A 13,329-nucleotide genomic window follows, 5' to 3' on the forward strand; every position below is an offset into this window, starting at 1 on the left:
AGGGTCGCGAGTTCGCTACCTTGCGGCAGGCGGATCGATGTGGTCCTTCATTCACGGCGGGAGGCGGGCGAATGGCCCCAGTGGTGTCGACGGTGGCGATGATCCGGGACCAGCTCCGCCGGTCGCGGCTCGCGGCCGGCATGAGTCAGGAGGAGTACGGCAAGCGGGCGCACTACTCGCCCTCCATGGTGTCGGCGGTCGAGTTGGGCCAGACCGTGCCCAACCTGGCGTACCTGACCCGGGCCGACGAGGTGCTCGACACCGGTGGGCTGCTGGTCTCGCTGCGCGAGCTGGGCCGGCGAGACGGTGAGCCGGTCTGGTTCCGGCCCTGGTTGGAGGTCGAGCGGGTCGCCACCCAGTTGCGCTGCTTCGAGTCGACGATGATCCCCGGCCTGTTGCAGACCGCCGACTACGCCCGCGCGGTGTTCCGGCTCGACCTGGGGCTCACCGCCGAGCGGGTGGAGGAGTTGGTGGCCGCCCGGCTGGAGCGGCAGGTGATCCTCGACCGGGAGCATCCGCCACAGCTCACCGCCGTGATCGACGAGGCCGCGTTGCAGCGCTTCGCCGAGGGCTGCGCCGGGGTGTTGGCCGATCAGCTCCGGCACCTGGTGGCGTGCGCCCGTCGGCCGCACATCCGGGTGCACGTGCTGCCGCAGGCGGTCGGGCTGCACGCCGGCCTGTTCGGGCCGTTCATCCTCGGTCGCACCGCCGACGGCAGTTGGCTCGGCTTCCTCGACAACCAGACCGGCGGCACCGCCGTCGACGAGAACAACGAGGTGGCGACCCTGCTCGGAAGGTGGGAGAGTCTGCGCAGTGACGCGCTGCCCCGGCAGCAGTCCATCGACCTGCTCGAGGAGATCGTGAAGCCATGGATCTGACCGGAGCCCGCTGGCACAAGTCCACCCGGAGCGGCAACAACAGCGGCGCCTGCGTCGAGGTCGCCGACAACCTGCCCGACCGGGTGCACGTCCGCGATTCCAAGGACCGCGACGGCGGCGTGCTGACCTTCAGCCCGGCCGCGTGGCGCGCCTTCGTCGAGCTGGCCCGCACCGACTGACCGCGCCGAACGACCGCGCCGCCGGTCCAGGAGCTGTCACTGGGCGGTGGCCCGCGCCGGCCTGCCCCGGTGGCCGCGCCGCGCCCGCCGGACCCGCGGACGGCCGTCGACCCCGGGCCGTCGCGGGTGTCACAGCACCCGCTGTGGGCCACCCCGGACCCGGTGCGGGAGACTGGGCGTCATGGCGGCTCGTGGCTTCCCGTACACCGATCTCAAGGACTTTCTCGCGGCGCTGGAGCGCGCGGGGGAGCTGCGTCGGGTCGACGTCCCCGTCGACCCGACCCTGGAGATCAGCGAGGTGGTCACCCGCACGGTGCGCGCCGGTGGGCCGGCGCTGCTCTTCGAGCACCCCACCCGGGGCGAGATGCCGGTGGCGATCAACCTGTTCGGCACCGAGAAGCGGATGGCGATGGCCCTCGGCGTCGACTCGCTGGACGAGGTCGGCGCCCGGATCGGCGCGTTGATCAAGCCGGAGCTGCCGGTCGGCTGGTCCGGCATCCGCGAGGGCCTCGGCAAGGTCATGCAGCTCAAGTCGGTGCCGCCGCGCAAGGTCAAGACCGCGCCCTGCCAGGAGGTCGTCTACTCCGGCGACGACGTCGACCTGGGCCGGCTGCCGGGGTTGCAGGTCTGGCCCGGCGACGGTGGGATCTTCCACAACTACGGGCTGACCCACACCAAGCACCCGGAGACCGGCAAGCGCAACCTGGGCCTCTACCGGCTCCAGCAGCACGGCCGGAACACGCTGGGCATGCACTGGCAGATCCACAAGGATTCGACCGCGCACCACGCGGTCGCCGAGCGGCTCGGCCAGCGCCTGCCGGTCGCCATCGCGATCGGTTGCGACCCGGTCGTCTCGTACGCGGCCAGCGCGCCGCTTCCCGGCGACATCGACGAATATCTGTTCGCCGGGTTCCTGCGCGGCGAGCGGGTGGAGATGGTCGACTGCCTCACCGTCCCGTTGCAGGTGCCGGCGCACGCGCAGATCGTCCTGGAGGGCTACCTGGAGCCCGGCGAGCGGCTGCCCGAGGGGCCGTTCGGCGACCACACCGGCTACTACACGCCGGTCGAGCCGTTCCCGGTGCTGCACATCGAGACGATGACCACGCAGCGCGATCCGGTCTACCACTCGATCGTCACGTCGAAGCCGCCGCAGGAGGACCACGGCCTCGGCAAGGCCACCGAGCGGATCTTCCAGCCGCTGCTCAAGCTGATGATCCCGGACATCGTCGACTACGACCTGCCGGCCGCCGGGGTGTTCCACAACTGCGCGATCGTCTCCATTCGCAAGCGCTACCCGAAGCACGCGCAGAAGGTGATGAACGCGATCTGGGGCGCGCACCTCATGTCGCTCACCAAGCTGATCGTGATCGTTGACGAGGACTGCGACGTACACGACTACAACGAGGTCGCCTTCCGCGCGTTCGGCAACGTCGACTACGCCCGTGACCTGCTGCTGACCGAGGGTCCGGTGGACCACCTCGACCACTCGTCGTACCAGCAGTTCTGGGGCGGCAAGGCCGGCGTCGACGCGACCCGCAAGCTGCCCACCGAGGGCTACACCCGCGGTTGGCCGGAGGAGATGACCATGGCCCCGGAAGTCGCGGCCCTGGTCGACAAGCGCTGGAAGGAGTACGGGATCTGATGGCCGTCCTCGACGCACCGGTGGAGAAGCCGGGCCGGGTCAAGTCCTTCCTCAAGCTCGTCGCGATCGAGCACTCGGTGTTCGCGCTGCCGTTCGCGTACCTGTCGGCGCTGACCGCCATGCAGGTCAACGGCGGGCACGTGCGGTGGCTCGACCTGCTGCTGATCACCGTGGCGATGGTCGGCGCGCGGACGTTCGCGATGGCCGCCAACCGGATCCTCGACCGGCGCATCGACGCCCGGAACCCGCGTACCGCCGGACGGGAACTGGTCACCGGGGCCGTGAGCGTGCGGACGGCCTGGACCGGCGCGGCCGTCGCGCTTGTGGTGTTCCTCGCCGCCGCCGCGCTGCTCAACCCCCTCTGCCTGGTACTGGCGCCGCTCGCCGTGGTGCCGCTGGTCGTCTACCCGTACGGCAAGCGGTTCACCAACTGGCCGCACGCCATCCTCGCGATCGCCCAGGCGGTCGGCCCGGTCGGCGCCTGGCTCGCGGTCACCGGCACCCTGGACGGCTCCTGGCCGGCCTGGCTGCTCGGCGCGGCGGTCGGCCTGTGGATCGGCGGCTTCGACCTGATCTACGCCTGCCAGGACTCCGAGATCGACCAGGAGATCGGCGTGCGCAGCGTGCCCGCCCGGTACGGCCGGCGCTTCGCCCTGCACGCCTCCACCGTCGCGCACGTGGTGACGTTCGCGCTGTTCATCTGGTTCGGCGCGCTGGTCGGCTTCGGTTGGCTCTGGTGGATCGGGCTGGCGTTGACCGCTGTCGCGTTCGGCTACCAGCACCTGGTGGTCAGCCCGACCGACCTCAGCAAGGTCAACCGGGCGTTCTTCACCGCCAACGGCTTCGTCGGCATCGCGCTGTTCGTGTTCGCCCTGCTCGACCTGGTGATCCGCCTCGACCTGCGTTCCTAGGCGTTGGTCGGGTAGCGGGCGCTCTCCAGCGTCCAGTCGATGGTGCCGCGCACCGCGTACGCGACCCCGTCGAGATGGTCGGTGACCGCCTCGTCCAACGCCGGCCCGAACGACGGCACGGCGGCGCGGAGCGCCACGAACTGTCGCATCGACTCCCGCCAGCGCTCGGCCACCCGGTCGACCGCCTCCGCCGCCGACACGCCCTGCTCGGCCTGCGTGGCCAGGACCAGGTTGTGCCCGCCCGAGGTGGCCCGGTCCCGGTCCAGCGAGGCCACGTCGTTGTACCAGGAGAGCAGGTCGTTGCCGGTGCGCGCGACCTGCCGCAGCAGCGGGTGATGGTAGACCGCATCGGGCAGCGGTCGGCCGCTGACGAACTCCACCAGCGGGTACGACACCTCCGCCGCCGAGGTTTCCCGCCGCAACTCGACGTACTCGCCGACGCTGGGACGGCGGCCGGCCTCCTTGTTGACCGCCTCCCGCCAGGTGCCGTCGAGGTGCCGGGCCACCGCGTCGGCGAAGCGCTGCCGCCACCGGGCCGGCATCCGGCGGCGCGGCTCCCGCCAGGCCAGCACCAGCAGCCGCCGCAGCGGACCGGTCAGGCCGCCGTGCCGGAGCCGGGGGCCGTCGTGCAGCAGTGCCAGCGTCCCGTCGCGCAGCGCCCGGATCTGCGCCGGATCGAGCCGGTTCGGCCCGTCGCACGCGTCGTCGACGAGGAAGAACCAGGTGAAGAGGGCGGTCAGCACCCGCAGGTCGGCTTCGCTGGCGTCCGGGTAGAGCCGCCCCGCGTACCGGGCGAAGCCGCCCCGGGCCAGCCGGTGCAGCGCGGCGTCGTCCAGCGGCAGACCCAGCTCGGGCAGCAGACCGAGCAGCCACTGCTGGACCCGGTCCGCGTGCGGCGAAGACCGGGCCGGAATCGGGCATTCGGCGCGCAGCGCCCAGAGGACCTCGCCGGTCGTCACCGATGCCTCCCGCGCGATCTGCTCCCGGTGCGAATCGCCACCGGCAGCATGTCAGGTCGGCGGGACGAGCAGAGACCCGCCCGGACATCTCGGACGGCTCGCGTCGACCGGATCGCGGGGGTGCCCACCGGCGTGCGACGCCGACCAGGCAGGCTGAGGGTATGCGGGAACCATGGGTGGTCGGGGTCTCCGGAGCCTCCGGCACGCCGTACGCGGCGGCCGTCGTCGGCGGGCTCCTCGACGCGGGCGAGTCGGTCGACCTCATCGTGTCCCGGGCGGCACGGCTCACCGTGCTCGACGAGACCGGCCGGTCGTTCCGCGACGCGCACTGGGCCGAGGACCTCGCCGCCTGGCTCGGCCGGGACCTGACCGACGCGGACGTACGGCACTGGCCGGCGGGTGACCTGGCCGCCGGGCCCAGCAGCGGCTCCTACCGGGTACGCGGAATGGCCGTGGTGCCCGCGAGCACGGCGGCCTGCGCGGGCATCGCGATCGGGCTCTCCAAGGACCTGCTGCAACGCGCCGCCGAGGTCAACCTCAAGGAGCGCCGACCGGTGGTGGTGGTGCCCCGGGAGACGCCGGTGACCCGCAGTCACCTGGAGCATCTCCTCGCGTTGCACGACGCCGGGGCGGTGGTGCTGCCGGCCAGCCCCGGCTTCTACGGCGCGGGCGCGGCGGCCAGCGCGCAGCAACTGGTCGACTTCGTGGCCGGCAAGGTGCTGGACGCGCTCGGCGTGCCACACACCCTGTTCCGCCGCTGGTCCGGCCAGCTCGGCGCGGCCCGGGGCTGAGCCGTCGGCTCAGCCCGTTCGGCCGGGACGCCCGGCCGGTTGTCGCAGCGGGACGCGGACCGGACTGGTGTCCGGTCCGCCTGACGTTGTCCGCACCAGTTCAGTACATGCCGGCGTTGGCCGGACCCGGCCCGGTGGAGGCAGCCGGACCCACGTTGCGTGGCTTTCCGACCTCGTCCACCTCGTCCAGCATGCCCTCCCCCTCAAGCAGGGCCCGCACCTCGGATTCCCGAAACCGGCGATGCCCGCCTGGAGTCCGGATGCTTCCTATCCGGCCGGCCGCCGCCCATCTCGTCACAGTTTTCGGGTCCACCCGAAACAGCGCGGCGACCTCACCCGGTGTCAGCAGGCGATCTCCAGTGTCCACAGCCCCCTCCTCGCGTCGACGAAGCCCCTGGCTGAACACACTGCCCCCGGCTGGTGCGAGCCCAGAGCCGTCATGAGGGACGTATGGCAATTACAGCACCAGGGACCTGGCCTGTCCGCCAAACGCGAAAAATGCACTGACTGGGAAGTTAGTAAATGGTACTGGTGCAACCCCTACCTAGACGGTCAGTTTATGAACGGTTACTCACTGTTCTGACCAACGGATGCCGAAGGCGTCGCGTTACGCCCAACACGTTAAGGTCACTCTCCGTGGACGCTATCGACCTGAGCCTCGTCGACCTGCTGCGGGGCAACGCCCGCCTCTCGTACGCCGAGCTTGCCCGGCAGGTGGGCCTCTCCGCCCCCGCCGTGCACGAACGCGTCGGCAAGCTGGAGAGCAGTGGCGTGGTCCGGGGCTACCGCGCGGACGTGGAACCCGAGGCGATCGGGCTGGGTGTCACGGCGCTCATCGGCATCGTCGAGGACTCCGGCGCGGACTCCGACGACATGCTGGAGTCGCTGCGGGTGCTGCCCGAGATCGAATCCTGCTACTTCATGGCCGGCGTCGAGTCGTTCCTGCTCAAAGCCCGGGTCGGCACGATCGCCGAGCTGGAGCAGCTCATCGTGCGGCTGAACCGGACCCCCGGGGTCGCCTCGACGCGCACCGCCATCGCCCTCTCCACCAAGTGGGAGAACCGCCCCCAGCCGCTCGGCCCGCCGCCCGCCTGACCCTGCTGCGCCGCGTACCCCTGGTGTCGTCCGGCGCGCGGCGGTAGCGTGCGCCGATGACCTCGCCGGGACGCGGAGCGGCCGTGGTGACCGGGGCCGCCGGCGGCCTGGGCCGCGCCGTCGCCGCCGCGCTGCACGCCGACGGCTGGTCGGTGCTGCTCACCGACCTCGACCCGGACGCGGCAGCGGCCGCCGCTGTGCCGTTCGGCGGCTGGTCGGCCGCACTGGACGTCCGCGACGAGGCCGCGTGCGCCGAGATCGCGGCGACCGCCGCGAGTCGAGGCGGCCTCGGCCTCTGGGTCAACAACGCCGGCATCCTGGTCACCGGCCCCTCCTGGGAGCACGACGGGCCGACCCGCCGCCGGGTGCTCGACGTCAACGCGCTCGGTGCCATGAACGGCACACTCGCCGCGCTGGCGGTCATGCGCGACCAGGGCCACGGCCACGTCCTGAACATCGTCTCGCTGGCCGGGCTCATCGCCGCACCTGGCGAGACGGTGTACGCCGCCAGCAAGCACGCACTGCTGGCCTTCAGCCTCGGCACCCTCTCTGACCTGCGGATGGCCGGGTACCGGCGGGTGCACGTCTCCTGCCTCTGCCCGGACGGCATCTGGACCCCGATGCTGCACGACCGGCTGGACGACCCGGGCGCGCTGGCCTCGTTCACCGGGTCGATGCTGACCCCGCAGCGGGTGGCCGCCCGGGCGGCCCGGCTGGCCCGCCGGCCCCGCCCGGTGGTCAGCCTGCCCCGCTGGCGAGGCGCCCAGGTCCGGCTGCTGGACGCCCTGCCCCGACTCGCCGTCGGACTGAGCCCTCTCGTCCAGGCCGTCGGCCGGGCCGGGCAACGCCGACAGTCACGCCGCTCGACGCCTCCGGACCGCGGCTGAGCGCCGCTGGCCTGCTTGCTAGGTTTCCCGCGTGACTCATCTCGACCGGTGCGACGAGGCCAGCCGCAGCTGGGTGACCGAGGCGATCGCCGCCGTCGAGGCGGACGCGAACCGCTCGGCCGACACCCACCTGCTGCCGTTCCCACTGCCCCGGGCCTGGGGAATCGACCTCTACCTCAAGGACGAGTCGTCACACCCGACCGGCTCGCTCAAGCACCGGCTGGCCCGTTCGCTGTTCCTCTACGGCCTCTGCAACGGCTGGATCGGGCCGCGCACCACGATCGTCGAGGCGTCCTCGGGCTCCACGGCGGTCTCCGAGGCGTACTTCGCCCGGATGCTCGGGCTGCCGTTCATCGCCGTGATGCCCGCCTCCACCTCGCCCGAGAAGATCACGCAGATCGAGTTCCAGGGCGGCCGTTGCCATCTGGTGGACGACCCGGCGGGCGTCGTGGTCGAGGCCCGCTGGCTGGCCGAGGACTCCGGCGGCCACTTCATGGACCAGTTCACGTACGCCGAGCGGGCCACCGACTGGCGGGGCAACAACAACATCGCCGAGTCGATCTACGCGCAGTTGGGGCTGGAACGCCACCCGATCCCGGCGTGGGTCGTCGTGGGCGCCGGCACCGGGGGCACCAGCGCCACCATCGGCCGGTACGCCCGCTACCGCCGCCTGGCCACCAAGCTCTGCGTCGTCGACCCGGAGAACTCCGCCTTCTATCCGGCCTGGCTGGCCGCCGACTGGTCGGTGCGCACCGGCAGGGGCTCCCGCATCGAGGGGATCGGTCGGCCCACGGTCGAGGCGTCCTTCCTGCCGTCGGTCGTGGACCGGATGGTCCAGGTGCCGGACGCCGCCTCGCTGGCCGCGATGCGCGCCGGCTCAGCGGTGCTCGGCCGCCGGGTGGGCGGCTCCACCGGCACCAACCTGTGGGGCGCGTTCGGCCTGATCGCCGAGATGCTCGCCGAGGGCCGGACCGGCTCGGTGGTCAGCCTGATCTGTGACGCCGGTGACCGGTACGCCGACACGTACTACTCCGACGACTGGGTGGCCGCCCAGGGCCTCGATCTGGCGCCCCATGCCGCCACCATCGAGCGCTTCCTGACCAGCGGCGCCTGGCCCGCCTGAGCAGCGCGTTCCCGGCCCGCAGGTCTCGCGGGCTCCGGCCTCCGGTGCGGGGCCGGCTTCGCGCGTCGGCGTGTCGGATCGGCTCGGTCACCGCGGGTCGATGCGCTCCGCCAGGCCGGGGTAGCGCACCACGTAGCCGTCGGCGTCCAGGTCGATGTCGGCCGTGAAGGTGCCGCTGGCGAACCGGACCCGGCCCGGCCCGAGCCCGGTGTAGATCTGCTCGGCCGGCACCACCTCCAGGCCGGGCAGCAGCACCCACGCGACGGTGATCCGGCGCGGCATGTCGGCCGGCCCGCTGGTCAGCCCGAGCCGGCGCACCGGGACGGCATTGAACAGCGGCGAGCCGCTCAGGTCGACGTCGAGCGCCTCGGCCAGGCGATCCGGGTCGTCGGTGCCCGGCAGGCCGGACCGGGGATGCCCGGCCCTGGTCAGCGCCGCGTCCAGGTCGCCCTGCTCGGCGGTGGTCACCCGCCACCGGGACGCGGCCCGCTCCAACGTCACCCGGCGCAGCCAGCCCGACCCCTCGGCCTCGACCTCGACGCGGGCGGTGCTCCAGTCGGGCGCCGTGGTCAGCCGGTAGCGGGCGGTGAACGGAATCGGGTCCACGGCGAGCAGCGTGCCCCGCGCCGCCAACCCGTCGCCGTCGGTGAACAGAGCCTGCTCACTGCCGGCGGTGTCCGTCCGGGACCAGAAGATCGACTTCGCCATGGTCGCCATGAGCCGGACGTTACGCGACCAGACCGACATCGGCCACGGCATGCGCGAACGCCGCCGCGAAGCGTGCGCTCCGCGACGGCGTTCCGGTGGATCAGTGGGATCAGTGGGTACGCGCCGCCGGCCGGCCGCCGAAACCGCGACGGTCGTCGCGCGGCCGGTCGTCCCGACCGCGACCCTCGGAGCGGTAACCACCCCGGGTGTCCCGGTCGGCGAAACGCCGCTCACCGGCCGGCCGGTCACCCCGGTCACCCCGGTCAGCCTGCGGCCGGTCGCCGAAGCGCCGCTCGCCGGTGGGCCGGTCGCCGTACTGCCGGTCGCCGGTCGGACGGTCGCCCGTCGGACGGTCGCCGTAGCGGCGCTCACCCTGCGGTCGGTCGCCGTACTGCCGGTCGCTGGTCGGACGATCGCCGAAGCGCCGCTCGCCGGTGGGCCGGTCGCCGTACTGCCGGTCGCCGGTCGGGCGGTCGCCATAGCGGCGCTCGCCCTGCGGTCGGTCGCCGAAGCGCCGCTCGCCGGTCGGTCGGTCGCCCCGGCCGTCCCGGTCGCCGAACTGCGGGCGGTCGCCGTAGCGCCGTTCGCCGGTGGGTCGGTCGCCGTAACCCCGGCTGTCCCGATCGGCGTAGCGGCGGTCGCCCTGCGGGCGGTCGCCGTACTGCCGGTCGCCGGTCGGGCGGTCGCCGTAGCGGCGCTCACCCTGCGGGCGGTCGCCGTAGCGGCGCTCGCCGGTCGGCCGGTCACCGAAGCGGCGCGGACCCCCGGAACGGTCGTCGAAGCGGCGTGCGCCGCCGGAGCGGTCGCCGAAGCCGCGAGGCTCCGCTTCCACGCGAACCGGGACGCCACTGGGCTCGCGGGCGCCGATCAGCTCGGCCAGCACCGGGTCGCCGACCCGGACGCGGGTCTCGGCCGGCGTCACGCCGGCCTTCTCCAGCATGGCGAGGGTGGTACGACGCTGCTTGGGCAGTACCAGCGTGGCGACCGCGCCGGACTCGCCGGCCCGGGCGGTGCGGCCGGCGCGGTGCAGGTAGTCCTTCGGGTCCTTCGGGGGGTCGACGTGCAGCACCAGGGTGACCCCGTCGACGTGGATGCCCCGGGCCGCCACATCCGTGGCGACCAGGACGTTCATCCGGCCCTCACGGAACTCGGCCAGGGTCTTGGTCCGCATCCGCTGGGTCTTGCCGCCGTGCAGCCCCCCGGCCCGTACGCCGACCGCCGCGAGCTGCTCGACGAGCCGGTCCACACCCAGCTGGGTGCGGGCGAAGACCATGGTCCGCCCGTCCCGGGCGGCGATCGACGCGGCCACCGGGAACTTCTCGTGCGGCGGGATCAGGAGCATGTGGTGATCCATGGTGGACACCGACGCGGTGGACGGCGCGGTGGAGTGGGTCACCGGGTCGTTCATGAACCGCCTGACCAGCGCGTCGACGTCACCGTCGAGGGTGGCCGAGAAGAGCAGCCGCTGACCGTTGGCCGGCGTCTTCGCCAGCAGTTCGGTCACCTCGGGCAGGAAGCCCATGTCGGCCATCTGGTCAGCCTCGTCGAGCACCGTCACCTCGACGTCGTCGAGCTGGCAGATGCCCCGCTCGATCAGGTCGCCGAGCCGGCCCGGGGTCGCCACGATGACCTCCACGCCGCGCCGGAGCGCGTCGATCTGGCGGTCGTACGGAACGCCGCCGACGGCGGTCTTCAAGAAGATGCCGACGGACTTGCCCAGCGGCACCAGCGCATCGTTGACCTGCATGGCCAGCTCACGGGTGGGAACCAGGACCAGGGCGCGCGGCCGCATCGGCCGGGCCCGGTTGCGGGTGGCGAGCCGAGCGATCATCGGCAGGCCGAAGGCGAGCGTCTTGCCCGACCCGGTCTGCCCACGGCCCAGCACGTCCCGGCCGGCGAGGGCGTCCGGAACGGTGGCCCGCTGGATCTCGAACGGAGCGGTGATGCCCTGGCGGGCCAGGGCACGAACCAGCGGCTCGGGCAGACCCAGGCCGGCGAAGTCGATCGGCTCGGCGGTCTCGGACAGAGTGTTCTCGGTCGAGACCGGCTCGGCCGCGACGACGCTGGACGTCTCCGGGGCTGCGTCGATCGCCACCGGGGTGGAATCGAAAACGGACGAAACGGTGCTGGAGTCAGCAGAGGTGGTCAACAAATGCCTTTCGAGCGGGGCGCATCTTCGCGATGGCCTGCCGCGGCTGTGCCGCCGGATCGCCCGCAAGATCGCCCAAGGGCGCACACCACGCGCGCCGGGTCAGTGATCTCGACTAGTGTACGGCGCTTCGGCGAAGCCGCCAGCCGGTTGACCGACGGTAGTGGGCGGACTCACGGACCCGCGAACCCGCCCGGTCGCCGGATCAGCCGTTGAGCACGCTGCCCACCAGGCCGTCCAGGGCATCGTTGGCGAGCAGCACGACCAGCACGCTGATCCCCACCAGCAGCCCCAACGCGGCGATCAGGACGATCACCACCCGGGTGTTTCGCGATCGCTCGGCCGGCGTGTCCGACCAGCCCTGGGCGAGGATGTGCCCGGTCAGCGACCCGGAATTCTCCACCGCCGCGTTGGCCGGCAGGGCGATCGTGGCGAACCCCGGCCCCTCACCGCCGCCGTAGACGGTGCCCGCCAGGTCGGTGCCGCCGTCGCGCCTTCCGGCGTGGGGGCCGGCCGGCGCGTCCCGCCGGGCGGGGCCTCCCGGCGGCGTGGTCGTCCGGTAGCCCGTACCACCGGTCGCTGGCGTGCCGGCGGTGGACGGTGGCCAGCTCGGCAGCGCGGGCGCCGGCACCACCGGTGGGGCCGAGACAGGAGCCTCGGCCCGTGCGCCGCTCGGGGCCGACGTTGCGGCATCCGATGTCCGTGCGCTGCTCGGGGCCGACGTCGCGGCACCCGACGCCCATGCGTTGCTCGGGGCCGACGATGCGGCATCCGATGTCCGTGCGTTGCTCGGGGCCGACCAGGCGGCATCCGACGTCTGTGCGCCGCTCGGGGCCGGCGGTGCGGCATCCCGGCTCGGCTGTGCCCCGGTCGGGGCGACGTGCGAGGCGTTGACGGTTCGGGGTGCCGCGTCGGTCACGGACGGCCACGCGGCCGGCGGCGCGGAGACCGACGCGGTGGCCCGTACGCCCGGCGTGCCGATCGTCGCCGGGGGCGGCGGGAACGGTGGCGCTGGCATCGGACCGGGCGGCGGCGGTGGCGCGGGCACCGGCGGGCCGGGCGGCGGCATCGGCGGCCCGGGAACCGGTGGTGTCGGCGGGCCCGGCATGGGCGGCAGCGGCGAGGGCGGCGGCACGGGTGGCCCTGGCACGGGCGGCACCGGGGCCGGCGGCGGCGTGGGGGAGGGGCCCGGCGTCGGCGACGGACCGGGCGGGTACGGACCCGGACTCGGCGCGGGCTCCGGGTCACCCGGCCCGGGAGGCGTCGGTTCCGGGGTCGGCGGCTCGGGAGGCTGCACCGGCTCCGGAGGCTGCGCCGGCTCCGGCGGCTCGGGATTCACCGGCCCCGACCGGTAGACGGCGGACGTGCTGGCCCGGGAGTCCGGCGTGCCCTCGCTGCCGGCCGCGACCCGGCTGCTGCCCGGCACCGTGGCGCTGGCCCGCGCGGGAGCGGTCGAGGTGGCTCGCTGGCCGGGCAACGGGACGCCGACCGGGCTGGCCGAGCCGGTCGCCCGGTAGGTGGTCGCGCTGGCCGGGGCGCTCGCCGGGAGATCACCGGGCAGCGCTCCGACGGTCGCGACGCTCGCGCGGGCCCGCACCGGGGCCGCGGCGGTCGGGGCAGGGGCAGCGTCATCCGGCGCCGGCTGCTCGACGTCCGCCTCGCGGGGCTGAGCGATGGCAGCGTTCTCGGCGCGAGCGTCGTCGGTGCCAGCGTCGTTCGCGGCGTCGTCCTCGGGCGCGGCGGCGTTCACGTCGGGCGTGGCGGCCTTCGCGTCGTCCGTGGCAGCCTTCGCGTCGTCGGCGGCCTCCGTGGGGGCCTGCCCGTCGAGCGTGGCGGCGGCTTCGCCGTCGAGCGGGTCGGCCTCCGTCAGCGCGGAGTCGACACTCTCCGCCGGATCTCTCTGCTCGGCCATCTCCGCCCTCCGCGCCACGCTCGCACCCGGCCCGTGACATCGGACCGGATGTGCCTGGTTGTCACCGTGCCACAGATCGCCCCGGGCGGACAGCC

At 73.4% G+C, this 13,329-nt stretch carries 13 protein-coding genes; 8 read left to right on the forward strand and 5 right to left on the reverse strand.

What is annotated here, in order from left to right; all coding sequences use genetic code 11:
- Positions 1 to 71 precede the first annotated feature (71 nt).
- From ABZU53_RS08770 to mqnP, 4 genes are all read left to right on the forward strand, one after another.
- Positions 72 to 878: a helix-turn-helix transcriptional regulator gene (locus tag ABZU53_RS08770; protein ID WP_355064760.1), complete on the forward strand. Its 807-nt coding sequence runs from the start codon at positions 72 to 74 to the stop codon at positions 876 to 878.
- The gene (locus ABZU53_RS08775; RefSeq protein WP_355064799.1) at positions 875 to 1,057 is read left to right on the forward strand and encodes a DUF397 domain-containing protein; all 183 of its coding nucleotides are present in this window, start codon (positions 875 to 877) and stop codon (positions 1,055 to 1,057) included. The genes ABZU53_RS08770 and ABZU53_RS08775 overlap by 4 nt, the downstream gene beginning before the upstream one ends.
- Before the next feature lie 181 nt (positions 1,058 to 1,238).
- Positions 1,239 to 2,699 (forward strand): menaquinone biosynthesis decarboxylase, encoded by a 1,461-nt coding sequence (locus tag ABZU53_RS08780; protein ID WP_355064762.1) that lies wholly within the window; start codon positions 1,239 to 1,241, stop codon positions 2,697 to 2,699.
- Entirely contained in the window at positions 2,699 to 3,610 is a 912-nt protein-coding gene (gene mqnP, locus ABZU53_RS08785; RefSeq protein ID WP_354853795.1) for a menaquinone biosynthesis prenyltransferase MqnP, read from the forward strand. The genes ABZU53_RS08780 and mqnP overlap by 1 nt, the downstream gene beginning before the upstream one ends.
- Here the strand turns inward: mqnP and ABZU53_RS08790 are convergent.
- Positions 3,607 to 4,569, reverse strand: a complete 963-nt coding sequence (locus ABZU53_RS08790; protein WP_354853798.1) for a terpene synthase — start codon at positions 4,567 to 4,569, stop codon at positions 3,607 to 3,609. The genes mqnP and ABZU53_RS08790 overlap by 4 nt on opposite strands.
- A 161-nt stretch (positions 4,570 to 4,730) precedes the next feature.
- Between ABZU53_RS08790 and ABZU53_RS08795 the strand changes: the two genes are divergently transcribed.
- Entirely contained in the window at positions 4,731 to 5,360 is a 630-nt protein-coding gene (locus ABZU53_RS08795; protein ID WP_355064764.1) for a UbiX family flavin prenyltransferase, read from the forward strand.
- Positions 5,361 to 5,460: 100 nt separating this feature from the next.
- Here the strand turns inward: ABZU53_RS08795 and ABZU53_RS08800 are convergent, their stop codons facing one another.
- Positions 5,461 to 5,727: a BldC family transcriptional regulator gene (locus ABZU53_RS08800; RefSeq protein WP_007454516.1), complete on the reverse strand. Its 267-nt coding sequence runs from the start codon at positions 5,725 to 5,727 to the stop codon at positions 5,461 to 5,463.
- A gap of 269 nt (positions 5,728 to 5,996) precedes the next feature.
- Here ABZU53_RS08800 and ABZU53_RS08805 point away from each other — a divergent pair, with 269 nt between their 5' ends.
- Genes ABZU53_RS08805 through ABZU53_RS08815 form a run of 3 tightly spaced genes read left to right on the forward strand, consistent with a single transcriptional unit; the run spans position 5,997 to position 8,465 of the window.
- Positions 5,997 to 6,455: an Lrp/AsnC family transcriptional regulator gene (locus tag ABZU53_RS08805; protein ID WP_354853802.1), complete on the forward strand. Its 459-nt coding sequence runs from the start codon at positions 5,997 to 5,999 to the stop codon at positions 6,453 to 6,455.
- A gap of 56 nt (positions 6,456 to 6,511) precedes the next feature.
- Positions 6,512 to 7,342 (forward strand): SDR family oxidoreductase, encoded by an 831-nt coding sequence (locus ABZU53_RS08810; protein WP_354853805.1) that lies wholly within the window; start codon positions 6,512 to 6,514, stop codon positions 7,340 to 7,342.
- Between the two features lie 31 nt (positions 7,343 to 7,373).
- Entirely contained in the window at positions 7,374 to 8,465 is a 1,092-nt protein-coding gene (locus ABZU53_RS08815) for a PLP-dependent cysteine synthase family protein (RefSeq protein ID WP_355064766.1), read from the forward strand.
- An 87-nt stretch (positions 8,466 to 8,552) separates the two neighbouring features.
- On the opposite strand, the gene ABZU53_RS08820 is transcribed toward ABZU53_RS08815, so the two are convergent.
- From ABZU53_RS08820 to ABZU53_RS08830, 3 genes are all read right to left on the reverse strand, one after another.
- Positions 8,553 to 9,173, reverse strand: a complete 621-nt coding sequence (locus ABZU53_RS08820; protein ID WP_355064801.1) for a putative glycolipid-binding domain-containing protein — start codon at positions 9,171 to 9,173, stop codon at positions 8,553 to 8,555.
- 109 nt (positions 9,174 to 9,282) lie between these two features.
- Positions 9,283 to 11,268 (reverse strand): DEAD/DEAH box helicase, encoded by a 1,986-nt coding sequence (locus ABZU53_RS08825; protein WP_355064768.1) that lies wholly within the window; start codon positions 11,266 to 11,268, stop codon positions 9,283 to 9,285.
- 259 nt (positions 11,269 to 11,527) lie between these two features.
- On the reverse strand, positions 11,528 to 13,234 hold the full coding sequence (locus tag ABZU53_RS08830) for a hypothetical protein (RefSeq protein WP_355064770.1): 1,707 nt from the start codon (positions 13,232 to 13,234) through the stop codon (positions 11,528 to 11,530).
- Between the last annotated feature and the right edge of the window lie 95 nt (positions 13,235 to 13,329).

The organism is Micromonospora sp. NPDC005194 (assembly GCF_040608335.1).
Taxonomy (GTDB): domain Bacteria; phylum Actinomycetota; class Actinomycetes; order Mycobacteriales; family Micromonosporaceae; genus Micromonospora.